General features: G+C 68.9%; 23 protein-coding genes. 11 read left to right on the plus strand and 12 right to left on the minus strand.

What is annotated here, in order from left to right; all coding sequences use genetic code 11:
• The first annotated feature begins 35 nt into the window (after nt 1-35).
• Nucleotides 36-1,172 (plus strand): iron-containing alcohol dehydrogenase, encoded by a 1,137-nt coding sequence (locus tag AC1DF3_RS01145; protein ID WP_286531883.1) that lies wholly within the window; start codon nt 36-38, stop codon nt 1,170-1,172.
• Between the two features lie 3 nt (nt 1,173-1,175).
• Here the strand turns inward: AC1DF3_RS01145 and AC1DF3_RS01150 are convergent, their stop codons facing one another.
• Complete coding sequence (locus AC1DF3_RS01150) at nt 1,176-2,063, minus strand: LysR substrate-binding domain-containing protein (RefSeq protein WP_478138603.1); 888 nt, start codon at nt 2,061-2,063, stop codon at nt 1,176-1,178.
• 98 nt (nt 2,064-2,161) lie between these two features.
• Between AC1DF3_RS01150 and bla the strand changes: the two genes are divergently transcribed.
• A complete protein-coding gene (gene bla / locus AC1DF3_RS01155) occupies nt 2,162-3,043 on the plus strand; it encodes a class A beta-lactamase (RefSeq protein ID WP_478138604.1) in 882 nt (293 codons plus the stop codon).
• Here bla and AC1DF3_RS01160 read toward each other — a convergent pair.
• Nucleotides 3,015-4,001: a tripartite tricarboxylate transporter substrate binding protein gene (locus AC1DF3_RS01160; protein WP_478138605.1), complete on the minus strand. Its 987-nt coding sequence runs from the start codon at nt 3,999-4,001 to the stop codon at nt 3,015-3,017. The two genes, bla and AC1DF3_RS01160, sit on opposite strands and share 29 nt — an antisense overlap.
• A gap of 153 nt (nt 4,002-4,154) precedes the next feature.
• Here AC1DF3_RS01160 and AC1DF3_RS01165 point away from each other — a divergent pair, with 153 nt between their 5' ends.
• Genes AC1DF3_RS01165 through AC1DF3_RS01180 form a run of 4 tightly spaced genes read left to right on the plus strand, consistent with a single transcriptional unit; the run spans nt 4,155 to nt 7,396 of the window.
• A complete protein-coding gene (locus tag AC1DF3_RS01165) occupies nt 4,155-5,726 on the plus strand; it encodes an AMP-binding protein (RefSeq protein ID WP_478138606.1) in 1,572 nt (523 codons plus the stop codon).
• A gap of 19 nt (nt 5,727-5,745) precedes the next feature.
• Nucleotides 5,746-6,375, plus strand: coding sequence for a nitrile hydratase subunit alpha (gene nthA / locus AC1DF3_RS01170; RefSeq protein WP_478138607.1), 630 nt, complete (start codon nt 5,746-5,748; stop codon nt 6,373-6,375).
• Nucleotides 6,372-7,034: a nitrile hydratase subunit beta gene (gene nthB / locus AC1DF3_RS01175; RefSeq protein ID WP_478138608.1), complete on the plus strand. Its 663-nt coding sequence runs from the start codon at nt 6,372-6,374 to the stop codon at nt 7,032-7,034. Before nthA ends, nthB begins: the two co-directional genes overlap by 4 nt.
• Entirely contained in the window at nt 7,031-7,396 is a 366-nt protein-coding gene (locus AC1DF3_RS01180) for a nitrile hydratase accessory protein (protein WP_286531890.1), read from the plus strand. Before nthB ends, AC1DF3_RS01180 begins: the two co-directional genes overlap by 4 nt.
• A gap of 2 nt (nt 7,397-7,398) precedes the next feature.
• Here AC1DF3_RS01180 and AC1DF3_RS01185 read toward each other — a convergent pair whose 3' ends face one another.
• The 3 genes from AC1DF3_RS01185 to AC1DF3_RS01195 are packed head-to-tail and all read right to left on the minus strand — an operon-like array spanning nt 7,399 to nt 11,128.
• Complete coding sequence (locus AC1DF3_RS01185; RefSeq protein WP_286531891.1) at nt 7,399-7,620, minus strand: hypothetical protein; 222 nt, start codon at nt 7,618-7,620, stop codon at nt 7,399-7,401.
• Nucleotides 7,621-7,634: 14 nt separating this feature from the next.
• Nucleotides 7,635-8,708, minus strand: coding sequence for a patatin-like phospholipase domain-containing protein (locus tag AC1DF3_RS01190; protein WP_286531892.1), 1,074 nt, complete (start codon nt 8,706-8,708; stop codon nt 7,635-7,637).
• Nucleotides 8,709-8,755: 47 nt separating this feature from the next.
• Nucleotides 8,756-11,128, minus strand: coding sequence for a Tex family protein (locus AC1DF3_RS01195; RefSeq protein ID WP_478138609.1), 2,373 nt, complete (start codon nt 11,126-11,128; stop codon nt 8,756-8,758).
• Between the two features lie 400 nt (nt 11,129-11,528).
• Here AC1DF3_RS01195 and AC1DF3_RS01200 point away from each other — a divergent pair, with 400 nt between their 5' ends.
• From AC1DF3_RS01200 to AC1DF3_RS01215, 4 genes are all read left to right on the plus strand, one after another.
• Complete coding sequence (locus tag AC1DF3_RS01200; RefSeq protein ID WP_286531894.1) at nt 11,529-12,026, plus strand: hypothetical protein; 498 nt, start codon at nt 11,529-11,531, stop codon at nt 12,024-12,026.
• Nucleotides 12,027-12,092: 66 nt separating this feature from the next.
• On the plus strand, nt 12,093-12,668 hold the full coding sequence (locus AC1DF3_RS01205; RefSeq protein WP_478138610.1) for a DUF2239 family protein: 576 nt from the start codon (nt 12,093-12,095) through the stop codon (nt 12,666-12,668).
• A 77-nt stretch (nt 12,669-12,745) separates the two neighbouring features.
• A complete protein-coding gene (locus AC1DF3_RS01210; RefSeq protein ID WP_286532161.1) occupies nt 12,746-14,092 on the plus strand; it encodes an MATE family efflux transporter in 1,347 nt (448 codons plus the stop codon).
• On the plus strand, nt 14,059-14,757 hold the full coding sequence (locus tag AC1DF3_RS01215; protein WP_478138611.1) for a glutathione S-transferase: 699 nt from the start codon (nt 14,059-14,061) through the stop codon (nt 14,755-14,757). Before AC1DF3_RS01210 ends, AC1DF3_RS01215 begins: the two co-directional genes overlap by 34 nt.
• 19 nt (nt 14,758-14,776) lie before the next feature.
• Here AC1DF3_RS01215 and AC1DF3_RS01220 read toward each other — a convergent pair whose 3' ends face one another.
• Nucleotides 14,777-15,823, minus strand: coding sequence for a LysR substrate-binding domain-containing protein (locus AC1DF3_RS01220; protein ID WP_478138612.1), 1,047 nt, complete (start codon nt 15,821-15,823; stop codon nt 14,777-14,779).
• Nucleotides 15,824-15,858: 35 nt separating this feature from the next.
• Here AC1DF3_RS01220 and AC1DF3_RS01225 point away from each other — a divergent pair, with 35 nt between their 5' ends.
• Entirely contained in the window at nt 15,859-16,536 is a 678-nt protein-coding gene (locus AC1DF3_RS01225) for an FMN-dependent NADH-azoreductase (protein ID WP_478138613.1), read from the plus strand.
• Between the two features lie 10 nt (nt 16,537-16,546).
• Here AC1DF3_RS01225 and AC1DF3_RS01230 read toward each other — a convergent pair whose 3' ends face one another.
• From AC1DF3_RS01230 to AC1DF3_RS01255, 6 genes are all read right to left on the minus strand, one after another.
• The gene (locus AC1DF3_RS01230; RefSeq protein ID WP_478138614.1) at nt 16,547-16,915 is read right to left on the minus strand and encodes a VOC family protein; all 369 of its coding nucleotides are present in this window, start codon (nt 16,913-16,915) and stop codon (nt 16,547-16,549) included.
• Nucleotides 16,916-16,981: 66 nt separating this feature from the next.
• On the minus strand, nt 16,982-17,686 hold the full coding sequence (locus AC1DF3_RS01235; protein WP_478138615.1) for a helix-turn-helix transcriptional regulator: 705 nt from the start codon (nt 17,684-17,686) through the stop codon (nt 16,982-16,984).
• Between the two features lie 37 nt (nt 17,687-17,723).
• Nucleotides 17,724-18,458, minus strand: a complete 735-nt coding sequence (locus AC1DF3_RS01240; RefSeq protein WP_478138616.1) for a glutathione S-transferase family protein — start codon at nt 18,456-18,458, stop codon at nt 17,724-17,726.
• A 110-nt stretch (nt 18,459-18,568) separates the two neighbouring features.
• Nucleotides 18,569-19,795, minus strand: coding sequence for a catalase family protein (locus AC1DF3_RS01245; protein ID WP_478138617.1), 1,227 nt, complete (start codon nt 19,793-19,795; stop codon nt 18,569-18,571).
• Complete coding sequence (locus AC1DF3_RS01250) at nt 19,792-21,303, minus strand: Dyp-type peroxidase (RefSeq protein ID WP_478138618.1); 1,512 nt, start codon at nt 21,301-21,303, stop codon at nt 19,792-19,794. Before AC1DF3_RS01250 ends, AC1DF3_RS01245 begins: the two co-directional genes overlap by 4 nt.
• Nucleotides 21,285-22,592 carry a hypothetical protein gene (locus AC1DF3_RS01255; protein WP_478138619.1) on the minus strand — a complete coding sequence of 436 codons (1,308 nt, stop codon included), beginning with the start codon at nt 22,590-22,592 and terminating at the stop codon, nt 21,285-21,287. The genes AC1DF3_RS01250 and AC1DF3_RS01255 overlap by 19 nt, the downstream gene beginning before the upstream one ends.
• Nucleotides 22,593-22,612: the final 20 nt, after the last annotated feature.

Genomic DNA, 22,612 nt, shown 5'->3' on the forward strand with positions numbered 1-22,612 from the left:
CGCATCGTACCGTCGGCAGCCCCGGCGTCATCCCCATGGCTCTCATCCAGTACCTGACCCAGATCCAGTTCGACTTCGGCGCCATCCGGCTGCTGCGCAGCGAATGCGAGCGCATCGGCATCACGCGGCCCTTGGTCGTGACCGATGCCGGCGTGCGCGCCGCCGGCATCCTGCAGAAGGCGCTCGACGCGCTCGGCGACCTGCCGGTCGCGGTGTTCGACCAGACGCCTTCGAACCCGACCGAGGCCGCCGTCCGGCTGGCCGCGGCCCAGTACCGCGAGGCGGGCTGCGACGGCCTGATCGCAGTCGGCGGCGGCTCGGCCATCGACTGCGCCAAGGGCGTGGCGATCGCGGCCACGCACGAGGGCCCGCTCAAGACCTACGCGACCATCGAAGGCGGCTCGACCAAGATCACCGAGCGCGTGGCGCCGCTGATCGCCGTGCCCACCACCAGCGGCACCGGCAGCGAGGTGGCGCGCGGCGCTATCGTGATCGTCGACGACCATCGCAAGCTCGGGTTCCACAACTGGTTCCTGATGCCCAAGGCCGCCATCTGCGACCCCGAGCTCACGCTCGGCCTGCCGCCCAGGCTGACCGCGGCCACCGGCATGGACGCGATCGCGCACTGCATGGAGACCTTCATGTCGGCGGCTTTCAACCCGCCGGCCGACGGCATCGCGCTGGATGGCCTCGAGCGCGCCTGGGGCCACATCGAGCGCGCCACCCGCGACGGCAGCGACCGCGAGGCGCGGCTCAATCTCATGAGCGCCTCGATGCAGGGCGCTATGGCCTTCCAGAAGGGCCTGGGCTGCGTGCACTCGCTGAGCCACAGCCTGGGCGGCGTCGACCCGCGGCTGCACCACGGCACCCTCAACGCCCTCTTCCTGCCGGCCGTGATCCACTTCAACGCCGGCGCCGAATCGGTCCAGAAAGAGCAGCGCCTGCAGCGCATGGCGCAAGCCATGCACCTCGACTCGGCCGGCGACCTCGGCGACGCCATCCGCGACATGAGCGCACGGCTCGGCCTGCCCAAGGGGCTGGCCGAAGTCGGCGTCACGCCCGCGCAATTCGAGCAGGTGATCGACGGCGCGATGGTGGACCACTGCCACAAGACCAATCCGCGGCTCGCGAGCCGCGACGACTACCGCCAGATGCTCGAAGCGTCGATGTAGGCCTCAGCCCGCCGGCACGGGCGCGGCACCCGCCTGCGCGAACAGCCAATCGCGAAACAGCGCCATCGCAGGACTCACCGGCCGCGAACGCAGCCGGGTGAGCCAGTAGCTGCCGGTCGCTACCGAAGTGCCGAGCGGCCGGACCAGCCGCCCCTCCTGCAGCTCGCGCTCGAACATCGAGGCCGGCGCCAGCGCGACCCCGGCGCCCTGCACGGCGGCTTCGACCATCAGCCGCGACGAATCGAACACCGGTCCCCGGATGGCGGGGCAATCCATCCCCGCCGCGGCGAACCAGCCCGGCCAGTCTTCCGCCCTGTAGGAGCGCAGCAGTGTCTCGTGCGCCAGGTCCTGCGGGCGGCGCACGCGGGCCGCCACCGCCGGGGCGCACAGCACGCAGAGCGGCGCGTCCATCAAGGCCTCGGCCTGCAGCCCGGGCCAGTTGCCGTCGCCGAAGCGGATCGCGAAGTCCAGCCCCTCGGCCGCCAGGTCGACCACGTTGTTGTGGGTCATCAGGCGCAGGTCGATGAAGGGACAGCTGTCGCGGAACAGCCGCAGCCGCGGAATCAGCCAGCCGACCGCGAAGGTGCCGACCACGCCCAGGCTCAGCACCTCGAAGAAATGGCCGTTGTCGAACTGCTGGATCACCGATTCGATGCGTCCGAAGGCGTCGACCAGCACCGGCAGCAGCGCCAGTCCTTCGTCGGTGAGCGCGAGGCCGCGCGGCAGCCGCCGGAACAGGGAGACGCCCAGCCTGGCCTCGAGCCCGCGCACCTGCTGGCTGACCGCCGCCTGCGTGACGCTGAGTTCGGCCGCCGCCAGCGTGAAGCTCAGGTGGCGGGCGGCGCATTCGAAGGCGCGCAGGGCATTGAGCGGCAGATGGGTGCGGGCCATGAATTAGACGATAGATTTTCTTTTGCGAGGCAGAAAATACCATCGTTTGTCGAGCCGCCCTCGATCGCGCACAGTACGCCGCTTTCAAGGAGACTTTCATGATGGATCGCCGACATTTTTCGGCCGCCCTGCTCGCCGCCCTGGCCAGCGCGCCGGCCCTGGCGCGGGCCGACGGCACGACCGAACTGCAACGGCAAATGGCCGACATCGAGAAGGCCAGCGGCGGCCGGCTGGGGGTGTGCATCCTCGACACCGGCAGCGGCCTGCGTGCCGGCCATCGCGCGGACGAACGCTTCCCGATGTGCAGCACCTTCAAGTTCCTGGCCGCCGCGGCTGTGTTGAGCCGCGTCGACCAGGGAAAGGAGCGGCTGGAGCGGCGCATCGTCATCGGCCAGCGCGACCTGATTCCGCACGCACCGGTGACCGGGAAGCATCTCGGCGAGCCCGGACTCACCATGGCCGAATTGTGCGAGGCGGCCGTCACGCTGAGCGACAACCCGGCCGCGAACCTGATGCTCGCGAGCTTCGGCGGGCCGGCCGGCCTGACCCGCTATCTGCGCAGTCTCGGCGACACCCAGACACGGCTCGACCGCAACGAACCCGGCCTCAATGAATCGCTGCCCGGCGACCCGCGCGACACCACCACGCCGGCCGCCATGCTGGCCACCATGCAGAAGATCCTCTTGGGCGACGCGCTCCTGCCCGCCTCGCGCGCGCAGATTCAGTCCTGGCTCGACGGCTGCCAGACCGGCGCCAAGCGCCTGCGCGCCGGCGTGCCCGCGGACTGGGCGGTCGGCGACAAGACCGGCTCCGGCAGCCGCGGCAGCACCTGCGACATCGCGATACTGCGGCCGCCGGGCCGCGCGCCGATCCTGGTGACGGCCTATCTGACCGGCACGGAAGCCTCGATGGACGTTCGCGATGCCGCCATCGCGTCGGTCGGCGCCCTGGTCAATCGGGCTTCACGCCCGCAGTCTTGATGACCTGCGCCCACTTCGCCGTCTCGGCCGCGATGAAGGCGTCGAACTCCTCGGGCGTGCTGCCGGCCGGGAAGGTGCCCATGGCCTCCAGCTTGGCCTTGGTCTCGTCGCTCTTGATGATCCGCGCCACCTCCTCCGACATGCGCTTGACGATGTCGCGCGGCGTGCCGGCCGGCGCCAGCATGCCGGCCCAGGTGCTGCCGGTGAATCCCGGGAAGCCCTGCTCGATGAAGGTCGGCACATCCGGCAGCACGGGCAGCCGCCGCTCGCTGGCGACCCCGATCAGTCGGACCTTGCCGGCCTTGCCCTGGTTGATGAGCCCAGTGGGCGCATCGAAGAAGAGCTGGATCTGGCCGCCCATCAGGTCGGTCAGCGCCGGCACCGCGCCGCGGTACGGGATGTGGATCATGTAGGTCTTGGTGAGCGACTTCCACAACTCGCTCGTGAGATGCGCCGCCGAGCCGTTGCCCGACGAGCCGAAGCTCACCTTGCCCGGATTCGCGCGCGCGTAGTCGATCAGCTCCTTCGCGGTCTTGAAGGGCGCGTCGTTGTTGACCGCCGCGAGCAGCGGCGAGACGCCCATCAACGAGACGCCGACCAGGTCCTTGCGCGGGTCGTAGGGAAGCTTGGGGTACAGCGTGGTGTTGGCCGCATAGGCCGCGATGACGACGCCGAAGGTGCTCCCGTCGGGCGCCGCCTTGGCGACCGCGTCGACCCCGATCAGGCTGTTGGCCCCCGGCTTGTTGTCGACGATGACGGTCTGCCCGAGCCGGCTCTGCAGCCCGGGCTGGATCAGCCGCGCCATCTGGTCGGTGAAGCCGCCGGGCGTGTAGGGCACGACGATGCGGATCGGCTTGCTCGGCCACGCCGATTGCGCCAGCGACGGTGCCGCGACGGAGACCGCGGCCGCAGCGGCGGAGAGATTGAAGGCGCGGCGAGACAGAGGGACATGGGGCATCAGGGACTCTCCGGAATGATCGGCCCATTCTGGAAGACCGCTCGCAGGTCGACGCTCAGGGTTTGCCCGCCGCGGCGTGGCTGCAGCCAGTACGCACAAGACGAGGCGCGACCGCCTCCCTATCGTCGCGGCACAACCTACAGCGAGACCGCAATGCCTCTGCATGAATCCGACCCTTCGGGCGCACTCGGCCGCAACCTGATCGAGCGGGTCTGCGTCGCCGACACGGTCACCCGCGCCGCCGACCTCCATCCGCACCAGGTGGCGATCGTCGACGGCGCGCGGCGGCTCAGCTACGCCGACTTCGACCGCCAGGTCGACCGGCTCGGGCACGCGCTGCTCGGTCTCGGGCTCCGGCACCAGGACGTGGTGGCCGTGATGGCGCGCAACTGCACCGAACTTCTGCTGACCTACTTCGCGTGCGCGCGGGCCGGCCTGGTGTGCGCGCCGGTCAACCTCGGGCTGCGCCCCTCCGAGATCGCCTGGTGCCTGCGCGATGCCGCCGCCCGCGTGCTGATCGTCGAGGCCCCGCTCGCCGACATGGCCAAGGGCGTGCTGGCCGAGGACTTGCCCCGGCTCGCGCATCGCTTCCACACCGGCCCCGAATTCGACCAGCTGCTGGCCAGCGGCCGCCGCGCCCCGCTCGAGGTCGAAGTCCACGACCGGGACGTCGTGCAGCTGCTCTACACCAGCGGCACCACCTCCAACCCGAAGGGCGTGCTGACCAGCCACCTCGCGGTCGTGATGGCGGGCTTGACCGGTGCGCTGGCGCTGCAGGGCGGGCCGGGCTACACCTCGCTGGTCGCCCTGCCGCTGTTCCATTGCGCCATGCTCAACAGCGTGGTGCTGCCGCTGATGGTGATCGGCGGCACGCTGGTGCTGACGCAGGGCTTCGAGCCGCAGCAGGTGGCGACGCTGTTCGAGGCCGAAGGCGTCCACCTGGTCGTGCTGCTGCCGATGATGTATGGCCTCTTGCTCGGCCACCCCGCGCTCCAGGGCCGGACCTTCCCGGCCATGCGCCGCGCGATGTATGCGATGGCGCCGATGCCGCACGAGCGCCTCACTGCCATCCATGCCATGTTCCCGAACGCCGACGTCGTGCTCGGCTCGGGCCAGACCGAATTCACGCCAGCGACTTGCGTGCAGCGGCCCGAACACCAATGGAGCAAGGCCGCCACCTGGGGCACCGCCACCGCGATGACGCGGGTCGCCGTGATGGACGAGCAGGGCCGCCTGCTGCCGCGCGGCCAGACCGGCGAACTGGTCTACCGCGGTCCGCAGGTCATGAACGGCTACCTGAACATGCCCGAGGAAAGCCAGGCCTGCCTGCGCCACGGCTGGTTCCACAGCGGCGACGTCGCGCACATCGACGACGACGGCGCGATCTGGTTCGAGGACCGCTACAAGGACGTGATCAAGACCGGCGGCGAGAACGTGGCCTCGATCGAGGTCGAGCGCTGCCTGATGGACCATCCCGACGTGGCCGAGGCCGCGGCGGTGGGCCTGCCGCATCCGCACTGGGGCGAGGCGATCACCGGCGTGGTGGTGCGCCGGCCCGGGGCGGAACTCGACGCAGCGGCGCTGATGGCGCACTGCGCCGGCCGGCTGGCCGGCTTCAAGGCCCCGAAGGCGATCGTCTTCGTGTCGGAGTTTCCCCGTACCGGCACCGGCAAGCTGCAGAAGCACCTGATCCGCGGGCAGCACAAGGACTTGTACCAGCGCTGAGCCGCGCTAGCATGCGCGCATGGCACACGACCACGACCACGCGCATCCCGACGACCACAGCGAGCTCGGCGAAATGGACCTGCGGGTCCGCGCCCTCGAGACCGTGCTCACGCAGAAGGGCTACATCGACCCGGCCGCCCTCGATGTCCTGATCGACACCTACCAGACGAAGATCGGCCCGCGCAACGGTGCCCGCGTGGTGGCGCGGGCCTGGGTCGACCCGGCCTTCCGCGACTGGCTGCTGCAGGACGCCACCGCGGCGATCGCCTCGCTCGGCTACAGCGGCCGCCAGGGCGAGCACATGGTCGCGGTCGCCAACACCGACAGCCAGCACCACATGGTCGTCTGCACCCTGTGCAGCTGCTACCCCTGGCCGGTGCTGGGGCTGCCGCCGACCTGGTACAAGAGCGCGCCCTACCGCTCGCGGGCCGTGAAGGATCCGCGCGGTGTGCTGGCCGAGTTCGACGTGCGGCTGCCCGCATCGACCGCGATCCGGGTCTGGGACTCCACGGCCGAGGTGCGCTATCTCGTGATTCCGCAGCGTCCGGACGGCACCGAGGGCTGGAGCGAAGAAGCCCTGGCCGAACTCGTGACAAGGGATTCGATGATCGGCACCGGCCTCGCCCGCATGCCGGAGGCCGCGCCATGAGCTACCTCTCTCATGCCGACCTCGGCGGCCGCGATCTGCCCGGTGCGATCGTCCCCGAACCCGAAGGCGAAACCTTCCATGCGCCATGGGAGGCCCGTGCGCTGGCCCTGACGCTGGCGATGGGCGGTACCGGCTCCTGGAACATCGATGCCAGCCGCGGCGCACGCGAGACCCTGCCCGACTACGCCCAGCTGAGCTACTACCAGATATGGCTCGCGGCACTCGAAAAGATGATGGCCGAGCGACTGCAATTGCAGCCCGACGAGTTGGCCGCGGGCCGGATGCTGCATGCACCGCGGCCGGTCAAGCGCGTGCTGCGGGCCGCCGACGTGCCGGCCGCCCTGGCCCGGGGGACGGCCACCGAACGCCCCGCCACCGCGCCGGCGCGCTTCGCGCCCGGAGAGCGCGTGCGCACCCGCAGCAGTGCGGTCGAGCACCACACCCGCCTGCCCGGCTACGTCCAGGGCAAGGTCGGCACCATCGAGCACCTGCACGGCATGCACGTGTTCGCCGACGCGCACGCGCAGGGACTGGGCGAACAGCCGCAATGGCTCTACACGGTCGTCTTCGACGGCGTGGCCTTGTGGGGCGAAAGCGCCGAGCCCGGGCTCAGCGTCTCGGTCGACGCCTGGGAAAGCTACCTGGAGCCGGCCGCATGAACGAGGCCATCCCGCTGCTGCCCGGCATGCCGAGCGACGACGGCACCGAGCCGGTGTTCCGCGAGCCCTGGGAAGCGCACGCCTTCGCCCTGGCCGTCTCGCTCCACCAGCGCGGCCTCTTTACCTGGCCCGAATGGGCCGATGCGCTGGCGCGGCAGATCGGTGCCGCCCGGGCGGCCGGCGACGCCGACCTCGGCGACACCTACTACCGCCATTGGCTCGCAGCACTGGAGTCGCTGGTCGCGGACAAGGGCGCAAGTTCGGCCGTGGAACTCGAACGCTATCGGCAGGCCTGGGACCGGGCGGCGGATCGCACGCCGCACGGGCACGCCATCGCGTTGCAAGAGCGCGATTTCGGCTGACGTCAGCGTTTGCGTCCGCCCAGCACCACCAGCACCCCACCCACGACGATCGCGCCGATACCGGCCCAGACCGGCAGCTCGATGTCCTGCTTCTCCTTCACCGCCAGTTCGACCGGCCCGATCTTGATCTGGTGGGTCGATCGGGTGACGCTGACATGGCCGATCGCCAGTGCCAGCAGGCCGGCGGCGATCAGGACCAGGCCGAGGATTCGCAGCGGGTTCATGGGGAGCTTTCTGGCTAGAGGGGTCGCACGTCCTGAACGCCGCAGCCCTGGTCCAGCCACTGGGCGAACTCGTCCGCCAGCCGGCGCGACTCTTGCGCCGCAGTGCTCCAGGCCTTGATGCGCCCGCGCAGGTCGTTGCCGTAGCGGATGAAGTCGTTGCGGTCGGGCAGCTTGCCGTTGGGCAAAGTCCGGACCCATTCCGGATCCGGCGCCAGCACCACCATGCGGTCGAGGAAACCGGTCGGCTTGTGGCGCCACTTGAGGCCCTTGTCGAGCCAGCCCGGCACCACCGCCTGCTGGAAATGCGGGTACAACACGACGCCCTCGGCATTGCCGTAGTCGAGGTGCAGGTGGTAGTCGGTGATGCCGCCGTCCCAGTAGGCCCCGGCGGGCGCACCCGGAATGTCGTGCACCGCCTCGAGCATGAACGGGATCGAGCACGAGGCCTGCAGCGCGAGTTCGAAGTTGGCCTCGACCAGGTTCACCTGCCGGGTCCGGAAGTCGCGCGTGCCGAAAGGCAGCGCCGCGCCCGGCGTCGAGAACACGACGCGCTCCAGCCAGGCCCCGAGGCTCTTGCGGTGCACGCTGTTGGTGAGGAAGGCGCCGAGGTAGCCCACCGGCGTGCGGGCCCGGCCCTCGCGCCCGAGGATGTGCCGGCCGCGCGAGGTGATCACGTGCAGCCGGTAGCGCGCATGCCCCAGCACCTCCGCCGTGCGGCCGCCGTAGAAGCTGCGCAGGCCCTCGCCGAACTGGCTGCTGACCTGTTTCGCGCTCAGGCGCTTCTGGCCCGGCGGCAGCTCGAAATGCTGGTGGATGTAGCCCTGCTCGAACTGCTCGAAGGCAGTCTCGGTGTCGTCCAGGCAGGCGTTGGCCAGCCGCCAGGCGCCGATCGAGGCGCCGACCAGGTCGATGGCGTGCGTGCTCCGCGGCAGCCAGTCGCCGAACAGGAAACGGTCGATCGGGCCGAGCACCAGCCCCTTGGGACCGCCGGCCGCGCCCGGCACCGTGCGCACGTCCTGCGGGTGCAGGCCATGGGCGGCGATGTGCTCGCGGGCGGCCGGGCCGGCGTAGATGCGAAGCGCCTTCATGCCTGGACGAGAGGCAAGAACCGTGCGCTGTCGCGGGCAGGCGCCATTTACTTGCGCAGCCCTTGCAGCTTGGCGAAAGCCGAGGCCATCTGGCCGGCCGGCTGCGGCGAGTTGTCGCGGCGAGGGCCCTGCTGGCCCCGCCCTGCCCCTTCGAAGCGGTTGTCGCGCGGGCCGTCGCGGCGCGCCGGCGCGGCGTCGAGCTTCATCGACAGGCCGATGCGCTTGCGCGCGACGTCGACCTCCATCACCTTGACCTTCACGATGTCGCCGGTCTTCACGACCTCGCGCGCATCGTTGACGAACTTGTGCGAGAGCTGGCTCACGTGCACCAGGCCGTCCTGGTGCACGCCGAGGTCGACGAAGGCGCCGAACTGCGCCACGTTGCTGACCGTGCCCTCGAGCACCATGCCCTCGACCAGGTCCTTGATGTCGTCCACGCCGTCGTTGAAGCGCGCCACCTTGAAGTCCGGGCGCGGATCGCGACCCGGCTTCTCGAGTTCGCCGAGGATGTCCTTGACCGTGATGACGCCGAACTTCTCGTTGGCGAACAGCTCGGGCTTGAGGGTCTTGAGCATGTCGGCGCGGCCCATCAGCTCGGCCACTGGCTTGCCGGTCTTGGCGATCATCTGCTCGACCACCGGGTAGGTCTCGGGGTGCACGCCGGTCATGTCGAGCGGATTGCTGCCGCCGCGGATGCGCAGGAAGCCCGCGCTCTGCTCGAAGGTCTTGGCGCCGAAGCCGCTGACGTCCAGCAGTTGCTGGCGGCTGGCGAAGGCGCCGTTGGCTTCGCGCCAGCGCACCACGGCCTTGGCGACGCTGGCCGACAGGCCCGAGACCCGCGACAGCAGCGGGACGCTGGCGGTGTTGAGGTCGACGCCGACCGAGTTCACGCAGTCCTCGACCACCGCGTGCAGGGTGCGCGCGAGTTCGCTCTGGTTGACGTCGTGCTGGTACTGGCCGACGCCGATCGACTTCGGGTCGATCTTGACGAGTTCGGCCAGCGGGTCCTGCAGCCGCCGCGCGATGCTGGCGGCGCCGCGCAGGCTGACGTCGACGTCTGGCATCTCCTGCGAGGCGAATTCGCTGGCCGAGTAGACCGAGGCGCCGGCCTCGCTGACCACCACCTTGTCGACGTTGACGGCCGGCGCGCCGGCTTGCGCCGTCATCTTGGCCAGCAGCTTGATCAGGTCGGCGGCCAGCTTGTCGGTCTCGCGGCTGGCGGTGCCGTTGCCGATCGCGATCAGGTTGACGCCGTGCTTGGCGCACAGCTTGCCGAGCGTGTGCAGCGAGCCTTCCCAGTCCTTGCGCGGCTCGTGCGGGAACACGGTCGCGGTCTCGACCAGCTTGCCGGTCGAATCGACCACCGCCACCTTGACGCCGGTGCGGATGCCAGGGTCCAGGCCCATCACGACGCGCGGACCGGCTGGCGCCGCCAGCAGCAGGTCGCGCAGGTTGTCGGCGAAGACCTTGATCGCGACCTTCTCGGCATCCTCGCGGAGTCGGGTGAACAAATCGCGTTCGGTCGACAGCGCCAGCTTGACTCTCCAGGTCCAGGCCACGCACTTGCGGATCAGGTCGTCGGCGGCGCGGCCGGCGTGGCTCCAGCCCAGGTGGAGGGCGATCTTGCCTTCGGCGATCGAGGGCTTGCCCGGTTCGGGCTCGACCGGCAACACCAGCTTGGCATCGAGGATCTCCAGCGCGCGGCCGCGGAAGACCGCCAGTGCGCGATGCGAGGGCACGCGGCCGATCGGCTCGTCGTAGTCAAAGTAGTCGCGGAACTTGGCGACGTCGGCGTTGTTCTCGTCCTTGCCCGCCATCAGGCTGGACTTGAGCAGGCCCTCGGCCCAGAGCCATTCGCGCAGCCGTTGCACCAGCGGGGCGTCCTCGGCCCAGCGCTCGGACAGGATGTCCCGCACGCCGTCGAGCACCGCCGGGACGGTCGAGAAATCGGGCCCCGGCTTGCCATCGTCCAGCGTGGTCGCGGGCTGCAGGAAGGCCTTGGCCTCGACCGCCGGATCGAGCGTGGGATCGGCCAGCAGCTTGTCGGCCAGCGGCTCGATGCCGAATTCGCGCGCGATCTGCCCTTTGGTGCGGCGCTTCTGCTTGAACGGCAGGTACAGGTCTTCAAGCTCCTGCTTGGTCGGCGCTGCGTCGATCGCGGCGCGCAGCTCGGGCGTCAGCTTGCCTTGCTCGTCGATGCTCTTCAGCACCGCTGCGCGACGGTCTTCCAGCTCTCGCAGATAGGACAGGCGCGCTTCGAGCTCACGCAACTGGGTGTCGTCGAGGCCGTCGGTGGCCTCCTTGCGATAGCGGGCGATGAAGGGCACGGTGGCGCCCCCGTCGAGCAGATCGACGGCGGCCTTCACCTGGTGCTCGCCGACCTTGATCTCGGCCGCGAGCTGGCGAATGATTTTCTGCATGTCTGAAGGGCGTCCCTGGGGCCTGGGCCGCCGGGCGGCCAGCCGGATAAAGCCAGGAAGTTTGCCATAGGCAGACCCCGCCAGGTCCCGCGGACCAGATGACCGACTCAGCACCCGTGACCCACCGACCTTGGCTGCGCGCTTGTCGAAAGTCCAGAGCGGCGATTCACCCGCCTGTGCCGCCAGGGCGATATGCAGGCAGTCGCCAAAGTCGGCCGTGGCGTTGCGGTACAGCTGCAGCCTTTAACGGTGATGGTGGATCCCGTCATTTTTTCCCCTTACTCATGACCAATTTGTAATGCGTCGAACCCCGATCGCGAACCTCCGGGGCCTGGAGAAAATTCTCGAATTCGACTTGAAGCCGCAACCCGCACCGCCCAGCGATCACAATGCATCGGCCATGCGCCTCCTTGCCAAACTCCTGCGCGCTGTCGCCACCGCCCTCCTGGTGCCGGTGCTGCTGTTCGAGGAATGGGGCTGGGAGCCGATGGCCCGCGCAACGGCCCGGCTGGCCAAGCTGCGCGTCTGGGCGCGCATCGAGGCGGCGGTGCGCTCGCTGCCGCCGTGGGGGGCTGTGCTGGCCTTCTTTCTGCCGGCGCTGATGCTGCTCCCGGTCAAGCTTTTCGGACTCTTCCTGCTCGGCGAGGGACACGCGATGAGCGCGCTGCTGCTCTTGCTGGTCGCCAAGCTGGTCGGGACCGCGATCCTGGCCCGGCTGTTCCAGCTGGTCGAGCCGGCATTGATGCAATTGCCGTGGTTCGCTCGCTTCTACCCGCGCTGGAAGGTCTGGAAGGACGGCGTCCTCGAACGCGTTCGCCTGAGCGCCCCCTGGCGGGCGGTCGGCCGCGCAAGGTCTGGCTTGCGCCGCTGGTGGCATGCGGTGCGCCACACCTCCTGAATTCGTCGATCAATTTTGTCCGGGTAGATTGCCAAATGCTTTTTGCCCGGGTATTATTCGCGCCCAATGCCTTCCCCTACCCCTGAACCCACCCTGTCCGCGTTCGCCGGCTTCCGTCGCATCGCCTCCGGCCCGCGCCCCGAAGTGATCGCGCGGCTGCGCGAGATCGAGCAAGCTGACAACGGCGCGCCGCCCCTGGTCTTCGACGACCTGACCGGCGAGCGCCTCGACCTCGACCTGCGCGCAGGCGCTGAATCAGCGCCGGCCCCCGGGCACTGCGACGACCCGGTGGCGCGCGGCGTCGGCCGTCCCAAGCTGGGCGTGGTCGCGCGCGAAGTCACCTTGCTGCCGCGCCACTGGGATTGGCTCAACCGCCAGCCCGGCGGCGCCTCGGTGGCCCTGCGCAAGCTGGTCGACGAGGCCCGTCACGTGCATGCCGACCGCGACGCGCAGCGGGCCGCACGCGAAGCCGCCTACCGCTTCATGACCGCGATCGCCGGCGACCTGCCCGGTTTCGAAGAAGCCGCCCGCGCCCTGTTCGCGGGCGAGCGGGCCCGCTTCGGCGACCTGATCGCCGCCTGGCCCGAGGACGTGGTCGAACAACTCAGGCGACTCTCCGCCCCGGCCTGGAGCGCAGCATGAGCACCCGCGACCCAGCCGTGCTCGCCGACCCGGCGCCGCTGCAGAAGGCGCCGCCCGTCAACCCGCGCCTGGCGGCGATGGCCTCCAAGCCATTGTGGAAGGTGTTCCTGCTGTTCCTCGCGCCGATGCTCCTCAGCAACATCCTGCAGTCGCTGTCGGGCACGATCAACAACATCTACCTGGGCCAGATGCTCGGCGTCGGCGCGTTGGCGGCAGTGTCGGGCTTCTTCCCGGTGATGTTCTTCTTCATTGCCTTCACCATCGGCCTGGGCGCCGGCGCCTCGGTGCTGATCGGCCAGGCCTGGGGCGCCCGCGAGCCCGACAAGGCGCGCGCCGTGGCCGGGACCACGCTCACGGTGGGCATCCTGTTCGGCCTCGGCGTCGCGTTCTTCGGCGGCGTCTTCACCGAGCCGATGCTGAAGCTGCTCGGCACGCCGGCCGACATCCTCCCCGATGCCACGCGCTACGCCCGCATCATCCTGATCGCGATGCCGGGGCTATTCGTGTTCCTGCTGTCGACCGCGATGCTGCGCGGCGTCGGCGACACCGTCACGCCGCTCTACACGCTGATGATCTCGACCGCGCTCGGCCTGTTGATCACGCCAGCGCTGATCAAGGGCTGGTTCGGGCTGCCGCAGCTCGGCGTGGCCAGCGGCGCCTGCGCCACCGTCGTCTCCTTCGTGGTGGCGACGGCCTGGCTGGGCTTCCACCTGCGGCGCAAGAAAAGCGTGCTGGCACCCGATGCCGATTTCATGCGGCACCTCCGGGTCCGACCGGCGCTTCTGAAAGCGGTGCTCAAGGTGGGCGTTCCGACCGGCGTGCAGATGATCGTCGTGTCGCTGGCCGAGATCGCGCTGCTGTCCTTCGTCAACGCCTACGGTTCGAACGCCACGGCGGCCTACGGCGCCGTCAACCAGGTGGTGGCCTACGTGCAGTTCCCGGCGATCTCGATCGCCATCACGGCGTCGATCCTCGGCGCCCAGGCGATCGGCGCCGGCCATGCGAACCGCCTCGGCGCCATCACCCGCACCGCGCTGCTCATGAACCTGGTGCTGACCGGCTCGCTGGTGCTGCTGGGCTACCTGTTCTCGCGGCCGCTGATGGGCTTCTTCATCACCAGCGAACCGGTGATCGAGGTGGCCCAGACGCTGCTGCACATCATGCTGTGGAGCACCGTCATCTTCGGCATGGGTTCGGCGCTGTCGGGGATCATGCGCGCCAGCGGCTCCGTGCTGGTGCCGACGGCGATATCGGTCTTCTGCATCGCGCTGATCGAGGTGCCGGTCGCCTGGTGGCTGGGGCGGCGCTTCGGGCTCAACGGCATCTGGGTGGCCTACCCGGTGGCATTCAGCGCGATGCTGACGCTGCAGGCCTGCTACTACCGGTTCGTATGGCGCAAGAAGGCGATCCGAAGGCTGATCTGAGCGCGGCCGCGCTGCCGGTCCTGTACTCGTTCCGGCGCTGTCCGTATGCGATGCGGGCGCGGATGGCGATCGCGGTCAGCGGCCAGCGCTGCGAACTGCGCGAGGTCGTGCTGCGCGACAAGCCGGCCGAGCTGCTGGCCGCATCGCCGAAGGGCACGGTGCCGGTGCTGGTCGACACCGACGGCCGCGTGATCGACCAGAGCCTGGACATCATGCTGTGGGCGCTGGAACGCAGCGACCCCGACGGCTGGTTGCGGCCCGCGCGCGGCACGCTGAAAGACATGCTCGCACTGATCGCCGCCTGCGACGGCGATTTCAAGCGCGACCTGGACGGCTACAAGTACCCCGAGCGGCAGCCCGGTTCGAACGCCGAAGCGCATCGGGCGCAAGGCGCCCTCTTCCTCGCCCGGCTGGAGGCTCGCCTGCAGTCCGCGCGCTGCCTGCACGGCGAGCACGCCGCGCTGGCCGACATGGCGATCGCGCCCTTCGTGCGGCAGTTCGCGCAGGTCGACGCGGCTTGGTTCGACCAGCAGCCGTGGCCCGCATTGCGCGGATGGTTGCGGGCTCGGCTCGAAGCGCCGGTCTTCGAGCGCGTGATGGCGAAGCACGCGCCGTGGCGAAGCGGCCAGCCCGGCATCGGTTTTCCGCCATCGACGTCGGCGTGAGGCACGCCGTGGCGCCTCGTCAAGCTGGCCGTGCGGCTTCGGCCACCGCCCAGCGCCACACCGCGCCGATCACGGGTTCACGCTCCCGCCCATTCGCCGTGGCAAGGAAATAGCTGCCGGTCGACAGCACCGGGCCGAACGGCTGCAGCAACGCGCCGCTTCGCAGTTCGTCGGCGGCCAGCGTCAAGCTCAGCAAGGCGACGCCATGGCCCGCCAATGCAGCGAGCATCGCGTGCGTCTCGTCCGAAAACAACAGGTCGTCCTTCTTGCGTTGCACGCCCTTGTCTCGCGAATTGCCGGGGCGGAGCTGCAGCCCAATCCCGGCCTCATCGAACCAGCGTGCCCAGGTCGCCGGCGCATGTGCCCCTGCCTGCCAATCGCAATGGATGAGCGGGAGCTTCGCCAGGTCCTGCACCCGGCGAAGGCCCAGGTGCGGGCTGCACACCGGTGCATACCGTTCCGCGATCAGCGCCTCGGTCACCAGGCCGCGCCACCGCCCCGACCCCGAACGGATCGCGAGATCGGCCTCGGCGCGCGCCAGATCGACCACCGCGTCGCTCGCATGCAGACGAAGTTCGATACCCGGGCACGCGGCCCGGAAGCTGGCCATCCGCGGCAGCACCCACTTGGCGGCGAAGGCGGTGTTGGTGCTCAGCGTCACCGTCTCGCGGACGCTGCGCGTGCGAACGGAGCGAACGCCCGCCTCGACCAAATCCAGCCCTTCTCGCACGGCCGCGAAAAGACGCTCGCCAACTGCCGTCAATTCGATCTGACGGGTCAACCGCCGAAACAGCGGCTGGCCAAGCGTCTCTTCGAGGCTGCGCACCTGATGGCTGATGGCCGTCGGCGTGACGGACAGCTCGTGCGCCGCACGCTGAAAACTGAGGTGCGCCGCGGCGGCTTCGAATGCGCGCAGCGATGACAACGGAGGCAGCCGCCGCGGGCTTCTGACAGAGGAGTTCATCTCATTCGTTGGAGACAAATCGTCGTTTGTCACTGTGAGCTTGTATTTGGAGAATTCAAAAACCTGATGCGCTCTTCCGGAAATCATCAGAGCAAAAATCATCCATCAAATTGTCCCCCAAAAGGAAGAAGACCCCTATGACCATGCTCCTTCACATCGATGCCAGTGCACGCCCTGGCCGCTCGGGCGCCGATCCCCATGGCTCGCACACCCGCAGGCTCTCTGCTCGCTTCGTCGAGCGCTGGCGCGCTGCACGGCCCGACGACCCGATCAACTACCTCGACGTCGGCCAGTCCCCGCCCGCGCATGTGACGGGACCATGGATCCATGCGGCGTTCACGAAGCCCGAGATGCGCGAGCCGTGGATGCACGAAGTCCTCGCGGAAAGCGATCGCTTGGTGGACCAGTTGGTTGCCGCCGACCTGATCGTCGTCGGGCTGCCGATGTACAACTTCAATGTGCCGGCGCAGTTCAAGGCCTACATCGACAACGTCGTCCGGGTGGGCCGCACCTTCGGTTTCGACCGCACACGTGGCGACGTTCCGTACTGGCCCCTTCTGGCCCATGCCGGCAAGCGCGTGGTGCTGCTGGGTTCACGTGGCGACTTCGGCTATGGCGACACCCAGCGTATCGCCCACCTCAACCACGCCGAGTCCAGCGTGCGCACTGCGTTGGGCTACATCGGCATCACCGAGGTCTTCGACGCAGCCGTGGAATACGACGAGTTTGGCGGCGAACGGCTGGCGCAGTCGATCGAACAGGCGGAGCGCACGGTCGATCAACTGGTCGAGCGGTGGACCACGAAGCGACCTTGAGGCGCGGCGCTCAGAGTACGCAGTGGAGGTTGAGCTTGTTGCCGTCGAGGTCGCGGAAGTAGCCGCAGTAAAAAGGTCCGCGCGGCCCGGGTGGGCCTTCGTCGCTGCCGCCGAGTTCCAGGACGCGTGCATGGGCAGCGCGGATCTCCGCGGGGTTCTTCAACCCGAGGCCGATCATGGTGCCGTTGCCGACGGTGGCAGGCTGGCCGTCGAAGGGTCGAGTGACGAAGAACAAGGGCGGATGGGCGAGGTCGATGCCCCAGGCGATCTTGTCGACGGACTCGATCACCCGCCGGTAGCCGAGCAGCGCGAACAAGGCATCGTAGAAGGCAGCCGCGCGAGGCAGGTCGTTGGTGCCGACGGTGGTGTAGGTGATCATGGAAAGCTCCCTTTTTGATCGTGGTTGGAAAGCCGGGAGCTTAGGAGGCCCTGCTGTCGACTTCCGTCAGCAGTGTGATCCTTTGGGGGGAGATGGCCCGCCGCTCTCGCGCCAGGCCTTGAGCAGCGCCTGGCGGCGGCGTGGATAGCGCTGCGGCTCGACGACCAGCGACAGGATCCGGTCGGTCCGGAAGTGTCGGAATCCCTGCAGCGATTCGCACCAGGCGACGAGGATTCGCATGTGATCGAAGTAGCCCAATGCAAACGGCCAGAGGGTCCGGGCCGATTCCTTGCCCTCGAGGTCGCGGTAGCGGATCGTGGCCTTGTGCTCGTTCCGGATCGCCCTGCGAAGCTGCGAAATGTCAGCCGTATCGATGGCCTGGCTCGCCACAGGGCCGATCAGCAGCGCATTGGCGTCGAGCGAATCGCGCAGCGCTTGCGGCAGCACCGCGGCGACCTTGACCAGCGCGCTCCCGGCGGCTTCGCGCAGGCGCGGATCTGCACGCTCGGCCACCCAGCGAGATCCGAGCACGAGAGCCTCGAGTTCGTCCTCGGTGAACATCAGCGGCGGCAGCATGAAGCCCGGACGCAGCACATAGCCCATGCCTGGCTCTCCCTCGATGACCGCGCCCTGCAACTTGAGGCTCGCGATGTCGCGGTAAAGCGTCCGCAGGCTGATGCCCAGCGCCTCGGCGAGCTGTGCGCCGGGCACCGGGAAGCGATGACTTCGCAACTGATGAATCACGCTCAGCAGGCGCTGTGATCTGGACAATTCGAACTCCCTCGGGCGGCAGCTCGCGCCGCCCGGGTCAGGCCTGGGCCGCGTCGCGCTCCGGCCAGTACTGTTGCAGCATCCGCTGGTGGTAACGCACCAGGTTCGTACGGCTGGCGACCAGTTGCTTCTGCGGTGTCTCGAACGGCGGCAACAGCAGGGTGTGCAGGAAGGCGAAGACGGTGGCGTCGAGCGCGCTCGGCCGGTCGCCCATGAAGTAGGGCTTGTCGGCCAGGAAGTCGCTGGCCGCCGCATAGCCGCGGTCCGCCATTGCATGGATCTGCTCGATCGGGCGCCGGCCGATGCCCTGCGCCTCGAGTTGGGCCAGCACATTGCGCCGCACCGCCTTCACCGCAAAGGGACGCACGAAGGCGGGCACGCCCAGCGCGCCCATGTAGTCGGCCATGACTGGCCTCAGGATCGCGAAGTTCCGTTCGGGCACCCAGCGTTGGTAGTAGGCAGCGAAATAAAGATCGGTCTCGAACAGCGACCGCCAGGCGCAGTCGACCGCCTGCTCGGCGGGGCTCCAGCGCTGCTCGTCCAGAGGGTCCTGATGCAACTCGCGCAGGAGGTCGATGATCTGCTGCGAGTCGTTGACGAGCCGGCCATCGTCCAGCGTCAGCGCGGGCAGCTTGCTGTTGCTCATCTTCCGCACGTTGGCGACCTGCGTGGTGCACGGCAGCTGCGCCATCCGCAGCCAGGTCAGGAGCTTGACGACGAAGGGACTCAGGTCGATGGTGTTCCAGGCGGGGCCGTAGCTATGGACGATCATTGATTTCTCTTCGTGGATTGCCTCAAGACTAGCAAGACAGCGAGCGCCGAACCGCCACGGCGCTCCTGGATCGTTCCGAGATCGAACCCGCTTTTTCCGCAAGCCCGCGGCTACTCGAACACCTCATCCCCCGTCGGCTCGTAATGCGGCACCGCGTTCATCGTGTGCCTCAGCTTGGCCAGCTCCCAGTACATCCGCCGGCGCGCGCGGCTCTGGTTGCCGAGCGGCCGGTGCTCTGCGATCGTGTGCCACGGGTTGTACGAGAGCCGCTTCGCAAATTCCATCTGCGCCGGTGAATCGAAGGTCTGGCGCGGCAGCCGCAGCGTCGCCACGCTGACGCGCGGCGACAGCCTCTCGGGCCACAGCACGCCGGCATTCTCGATCGGCATGAGGTGCGGATCGGTCTGCATCTGGACCCGGAAGTCGAGCTCGACATCGTCGTTGGCCAGCGCCGACACCATCGCCTGGCGCAGGTAGTCGTCGGGCGGACGCAGCGGCAGCCGCGGGATCGGCGTGCGCTGCCGGGTCTTCGGCCAGACCGAGTACTGCATCGCCTGGCCTTCGCCCATCAGGTAGGGCACGCAGCTGAAATACGGCGCCTCGAACGGGCTGCTCTGGGTCTTGATGAAGAGCGACTGCATGATGAGGTCGAGCACATGCGGGTCGTGCAGGTTCACGAAGTAGAAGATCTGCGCGTTCTTCACGCTCTCGCGCTGCAGCGCCGCGTTGCACTTTGCGTCGGGCGTGACGAAGGTCGGGGTCGAAACCGCGAACATGTCGAGCGTGTGCTGCTCTTCGTCCATCAGCTTCGGCCCCGGCACGCCCATGAGCTTGATGCTGATGCTCATGAAGCCGACATCGTCGATGTCCGGCGTGACGTAGGGGCCGGGCCCCGAGAAGCGCACCCAGCAGCGGAAGGTTCGCGGCTCGGCGTAGATGCCGCGCTTCATGTGCGGGGGGATGTCGTCGTGCACCCGGAACTCGCCGCGCACGATGCCCTGGGTCTTGGTGTTGCCGCCGCGCTCGAAGCCACCGGGCTTCCAGAGATCGGTCATCTGGCGCGTGAAGCTCTTGACGATCGAGTCGGTGAAGCTCTCCTCGTCGGGCAGCAGCCGCTCCTCGGCGATCGCCAGGCCCTCGTCGGTGCGCCGCCGGTTGATCAGCGCGGTCGTGAAGCGCGCCAGCGGATCGCGCAGGAAGGCGTCGAAGGCCGGCCGCAGCAGCGGATCGAAGCGGCGCTCCAGCCGGATCAGCGCCATCCCCGAATCGCTGACGAAGTTGCGCCAGGCCGAGCCGGTGTTGGCCCGCGGCGTCGGACGGCTGGCATTCGAGTTCATGGCTGCACCTTCGACAGGTAGCGCAAGGCCCGCAGGCCGGGCAGAAAAAAATAGGCCCCACCGCGCACCGTCACGAACTGCGGCAGCCCGCAGACGCGTCGATCCGGGCCGGAGTCGAGCGGCATCGCGAAGCCGTCGGTCGGCGTGCCGTCGTCGCGCGGCAGGTGGTTGCCGGTCAGCGGGTCGCTGTCGCCAGGCAGGCCATCGAAGCGCAGGCCCGCGAGCCAGGCCGACTGCACGAATTCGAACTGGCGCGCGATGTTGGCGCCCAGGCAGATGAAGTGCAGGCCGGTGGCGTCGCCCGGGTTCGCCGGCGCCGGCGACAGGGCCTGCTCGACCGAGACCGCGCGGCCGTATTCGCGGCCGCGCCGCAGCAGCCGGTGGAAGCGGGTCGATGAGACCTTGTCGGCCGCCAGGGCCGTGGCATCGAAACCCAGCGTCCGCCTGGCCCACGAATAGAAACCCGGGCTGCCCGGCGGCAGGTCGGCGTTGCGCGGATTGCTGCGCCGGATGTGGGCGCCGATCGGGCAGCGCAGGCCTTCGCCGTCGCCGCCATAGGTGAAGCTGTTGCGCGGGTCCTCCTCGCCCTGGATGCGTTCGCCGGTGCGGCCGACCAATGGCTCGCCTTCCATCGTCCGGCCGACCATCTCCTCGGCCAATTGCTTGCGCAGCGCCGGGTCGCCTCCGACCTGCGCATCCATGAAGCGCCAGAAGCCGGAGACATCCTGCTCCAGCTGACGCAGCACCAGGTAGCTGCCGTTGCGGCCCAGGTCGACCTTGTCGGGCGCGTCTTCGGCGCGCGGCAGCAGCGCATCGGGATCGCGGTCGGCATCGAGCAGCGGCCGGTCGGTGTAGGCGCCGTACTCGTTCGGGTAGCCCAGCAGGTACTCGCCGAGGCACGACAGGTTGCTGTAGCGGTCGACCTCCTCGTCGCGTGCCCGGCGTTCGCGCAGCCAGTCGATCGAAGGCTCCGAGATGCCGTCCGCGAACCCGAAGGGCTCGACGCCGTCCATGTCGGCGGTGTCGAGGTACCCGAGTTGCTCGAAGCCCTGTTCGCACTGCGCCAGCACGCTGTGCTCCCAATCGTCGAGGCCGCCCGGCGCCGCATAGAGCATCAACAGCACGTGCGGCAGGCGTTCCGGCGAGCCACCCCATTGCCAGCCTCCCGGATCGTTGGCGCCCAGATCGCCGAGCCGTCGCGCGCGGCTGGCGTCGCTCGCCATGCCGACGATGAACTCGTGCGAGAAGCCTTCGACGACGTCCGGCCGAACCCCCAGCGCCTGCAGCCCGGCGCAGGTGAAGGCCACCTGGAGGGCGGTGGTCGGCGGCGGCTCCTGCGTCGTCGCGCTGCTGACCGGCGCGCGTGCGAGCCAGTCGCGTGCGGCCTGCGCATCGGTCACGCGCAACAACAGGAAGCAGGCCTGGGTCAAGCGCCTGTAGCCGAAGCGCACCAGGCCCTGGATGTCGTCGTACTCGACCGCCGGGGCGCTCATAGCAGCCTCAGCCATTCGAGCGCCTGGGCGTCCGTCACCTGGTGCATCTCGAAGCCCTCGCGAATGCGCCGGTTGCGCTCCAGGTCGGTCAAGGTCAGGCCGGGGTAGGCCTTGTACCAGACCTGGGTCGGCAGCTGGTGCCGCCGCTGGTAGTACTTGAAGCGCAACTCGTGCCGCGCCCCGCCCTTCAGCAGCCAGTCGGTGCGTGGCCAGCCGAAGCCGTTGCTGAAGATCAGGTTCAGGCCCCAGGCCGCCTTGTTGATGAAATCGTCCATGTAGCTTTCGTGGCTGCCGTCGTAGTTGCTCGCGAACAGCACCCGGGTCTTGCCGTCGAGGAACACCCAGCGTGCGAAGTGGATGGTCTGCACCCGCGCCAGGTGGCCGCGGCCGAAGACATGGCGGCAGGCATAGTCGATGGCGTAGAGGATCAGTTGCGTGAGCCAGCGCCGGAACAGCCCCGGCTTGACGGGACCGAGGGCGGTGAAGCTGTTGGTGAGGTCGTGGTCTTCGAGGCGCTGCATCTCCTGCACCGCCTCGCGGTCCGGGCGCGGACAGAACTCGGGGTCGCTCTTCTCGCGGCGGCGCAGCTGCCAGACCAGGCAGGCTGCCAGCAGCACCAGCAAGAGCAGCAGCAGCGGCTGCCTGCACACCAGCAGCAAGGCCACCAGCAGGACCGCGAACGGTGCAAAGGCATGCATCAGGTTGCGCAGCCACCAGCCGGTGGGCGTGCGTTCGGGCGAGGTCAGCAGCAGTCGCCCCTCGAGCTGCTCGGCCTGCACGAAGGCCAGCAGGCGATGGCGCAGCGCTTGCGGCTCCTCGGTTTCGGCAGCGATGTCGCGCGGCACCTGCGAGGCCAGCGCGCGTTGCAGCGCACTGTCTTCGCGCACCTGCCGCACGGTGCGGCCGATGCGGTTGACGTAGCCCGCGGCCACCGGCAGCGAGCGCGCCTTGAGCCAGGCGAACAGGTTGCCATCGACGTCGAAGCCTTCGCAGTGCGCGAAGATGCCGCGCAGGCCATCGCCCGCGACCTGCGCGAACTCGGCCAGCTGGTCGTTGGCAGGGCCGTCGCATTCGCCGAGAAAGCTCAGGTAGAGCGGCACGCGCGGCCGCGGCAGTTCGAAGGCCTCGAGATCGCCGAGCGTGGTGTCGGTGAGGAGCGCGAACCGCGCGTAATGCAGTCGCTCGAAGCGGCCGAAGGGCACCAGCGCGTTGTCCGGGTCGGCCATGCCGGGCTTCAGGTTCAGGCTGTCCAGCAGCTTGCGGAGGCCGGTCTCCCGGCCGCTCGCGACGGCCGCGACCACCATGAAATGCGATTGGGGTGTCA

The sequence above is a fragment of the Variovorax sp. 10N432 genome (genome assembly GCF_056394465.1).

Bases quoted from the DNA above. Each gene is read 5' to 3' on its own strand.
- AC1DF3_RS01230 (WP_478138614.1), bottom strand. From the start codon at position 16,915: ATGATCACCTACACCACCGTCGGCACCAACGACCTGCCTCGCGCGGCT.
- AC1DF3_RS01185 (WP_286531891.1), bottom strand. From the start codon at position 7,620: ATGAACCCGCTGCGAATCCTCGGCCTGGTCCTGATCGCCGCCGGCCTG.
- AC1DF3_RS01220 (WP_478138612.1), bottom strand. From the start codon at position 15,823: ATGATTTTTGCTCTGATGATTTCCGGAAGAGCGCATCAGGTTTTTGAA.
- AC1DF3_RS01250 (WP_478138618.1), bottom strand. From the start codon at position 21,303: ATGGCTGAGGCTGCTATGAGCGCCCCGGCGGTCGAGTACGACGACATC.
- AC1DF3_RS01225 (WP_478138613.1), top strand. From the start codon at position 15,859: ATGACCATGCTCCTTCACATCGATGCCAGTGCACGCCCTGGCCGCTCG.
- nthB (WP_478138608.1), top strand. From the start codon at position 6,372: ATGAGCTACCTCTCTCATGCCGACCTCGGCGGCCGCGATCTGCCCGGT.
- AC1DF3_RS01145 (WP_286531883.1), top strand. From the start codon at position 36: ATGGCTCTCATCCAGTACCTGACCCAGATCCAGTTCGACTTCGGCGCC.
- AC1DF3_RS01180 (WP_286531890.1), top strand. From the start codon at position 7,031: ATGAACGAGGCCATCCCGCTGCTGCCCGGCATGCCGAGCGACGACGGC.
- AC1DF3_RS01190 (WP_286531892.1), bottom strand. From the start codon at position 8,708: ATGAAGGCGCTTCGCATCTACGCCGGCCCGGCCGCCCGCGAGCACATC.
- AC1DF3_RS01150 (WP_478138603.1), bottom strand. From the start codon at position 2,063: ATGGCCCGCACCCATCTGCCGCTCAATGCCCTGCGCGCCTTCGAATGC.
- AC1DF3_RS01255 (WP_478138619.1), bottom strand. From the start codon at position 22,592: ATGGTGGTCGCGGCCGTCGCGAGCGGCCGGGAGACCGGCCTCCGCAAG.
- nthA (WP_478138607.1), top strand. From the start codon at position 5,746: ATGGCACACGACCACGACCACGCGCATCCCGACGACCACAGCGAGCTC.
- AC1DF3_RS01200 (WP_286531894.1), top strand. From the start codon at position 11,529: ATGCGCCTCCTTGCCAAACTCCTGCGCGCTGTCGCCACCGCCCTCCTG.
- AC1DF3_RS01205 (WP_478138610.1), top strand. From the start codon at position 12,093: ATGCCTTCCCCTACCCCTGAACCCACCCTGTCCGCGTTCGCCGGCTTC.
- bla (WP_478138604.1), top strand. From the start codon at position 2,162: ATGATGGATCGCCGACATTTTTCGGCCGCCCTGCTCGCCGCCCTGGCC.
- AC1DF3_RS01215 (WP_478138611.1), top strand. From the start codon at position 14,059: ATGGCGCAAGAAGGCGATCCGAAGGCTGATCTGAGCGCGGCCGCGCTG.
- AC1DF3_RS01165 (WP_478138606.1), top strand. From the start codon at position 4,155: ATGCCTCTGCATGAATCCGACCCTTCGGGCGCACTCGGCCGCAACCTG.
- AC1DF3_RS01245 (WP_478138617.1), bottom strand. From the start codon at position 19,795: ATGAACTCGAATGCCAGCCGTCCGACGCCGCGGGCCAACACCGGCTCG.
- AC1DF3_RS01240 (WP_478138616.1), bottom strand. From the start codon at position 18,458: ATGATCGTCCATAGCTACGGCCCCGCCTGGAACACCATCGACCTGAGT.
- AC1DF3_RS01210 (WP_286532161.1), top strand. From the start codon at position 12,746: ATGGCCTCCAAGCCATTGTGGAAGGTGTTCCTGCTGTTCCTCGCGCCG.
- AC1DF3_RS01160 (WP_478138605.1), bottom strand. From the start codon at position 4,001: ATGCCCCATGTCCCTCTGTCTCGCCGCGCCTTCAATCTCTCCGCCGCT.
- AC1DF3_RS01195 (WP_478138609.1), bottom strand. From the start codon at position 11,128: ATGCAGAAAATCATTCGCCAGCTCGCGGCCGAGATCAAGGTCGGCGAG.